Raw genomic sequence first — 1,214 nt, forward strand, 5'->3', positions numbered from 1 at the left:
GCAACACTGTCAGAACCATATTCTTTTACAGTTTTTTTGATTTTAGAAACAATAAAGCCAATTGCTTCCTCCCATGTAACCTCAACCAGCTTTCCTTCTTTTCTAATCAAAGGATTAGTTAGACGATCTTTATGATGTACAAAATCAAAACCAAAACGTCCTTTTGAACAAAGCTTCCCTTGGTTTACTGAATTTACATTATCATCTGGGGTTACACTAACAATTTTTCCATCTCTTACATTTAAGAAAAATGTGCATCCTGTTCCACAATAAGGACAAGTAGTTAGTATACTTTTCATATTCTTACACTCCTTTCTTTAAGTTTAAGTATTGTAGTTCTTTTTACCTGTGTTTCCACACAATTTAATATTATGACTAAAACATAGGCTGTTTCTTTTTAATGAAATTATAAATTTTTTAATGAAATTATAAATTTTTTAATTTTAGACTAAATTTGCGATATAATAATATGATAAATTTATTTTGAATTTTAGTAGAAACTATCTGTGTGAATATTATATCACAAAATAATCTAAGTGAAAATGGTTTCATAAAGCTTGCATTTTTATAATATTCGAACACTTTTCAAAGATATAAAGTAACATTGCTCTTTATTTGAGCATTTTATTAGTATAAAATAATACATTGTTCTTTATTTGATCATTTTGTTAATATAGAATAATATATTGTTTTTCATCTCAAATAGCAATGCTATTATTGCTGCATTTACTATCAGTACTTAATAATCAGTATATCATATATGTTCTGGTTATTAAGTATTTTTTATAAATATGTTTGGTACAATTTATGCTTTAAATATATATAATTGGGTAAATAGGATATACCTATAGAAGAAACATTAAATAAATTCTGTTTTTAAGGAGGTGTGAATTTGAAAATAGAAGTTAGACTATTTGCTTATTTTAGAGAAAATAGAGATAAAAAATTATTTTTAAAATTTAACGAGCCCGTAACACCTGCGGATATATTTAAAAAGATAAATATTAAGGAAGAAGAAGTAGCTATTTTACTTATAAATGGTAGGGATGGTAAAGCAAATACAGAACTTAATGACAATGATGTATTGTCATTGTTCCCACCAGTAGGAGGCGGTTAAATTTGGAACGTTATGTTAGAAATATGAAAACCCTGTCAAAAGAAGAAAATGATAGCTTAAAGAAATTTAAAGTTTGTGTTGTAGGCTGTGGAGGAAT

General features: G+C 26.4%; 2 protein-coding genes and 1 pseudogene. 2 read left to right on the forward strand and 1 reads right to left on the reverse strand.

Annotated elements, in window-relative coordinates; genetic code table 11:
- Positions 1 to 299, reverse strand: a 299-nt coding sequence (locus CLRAG_RS17045) for a formate dehydrogenase H subunit alpha (RefSeq protein ID WP_065079509.1), incomplete at its 3' end; no start/stop codon positions are given.
- A gap of 593 nt (positions 300 to 892) precedes the next feature.
- Here CLRAG_RS17045 and CLRAG_RS17050 point away from each other — a divergent pair.
- Together CLRAG_RS17050 and CLRAG_RS21325 are read left to right on the forward strand one after the other, a co-directional pair.
- Entirely contained in the window at positions 893 to 1,117 is a 225-nt protein-coding gene (locus tag CLRAG_RS17050; protein ID WP_065079510.1) for a MoaD/ThiS family protein, read from the forward strand.
- 2 nt (positions 1,118 to 1,119) lie between these two features.
- Positions 1,120 to 1,214, forward strand: a pseudogene (locus CLRAG_RS21325) (HesA/MoeB/ThiF family protein); the annotation flags it as partial.

The organism is Clostridium ragsdalei P11 (assembly GCF_001675165.1).
Lineage (GTDB): Bacteria > Bacillota > Clostridia > Clostridiales > Clostridiaceae > Clostridium_B > Clostridium_B ragsdalei.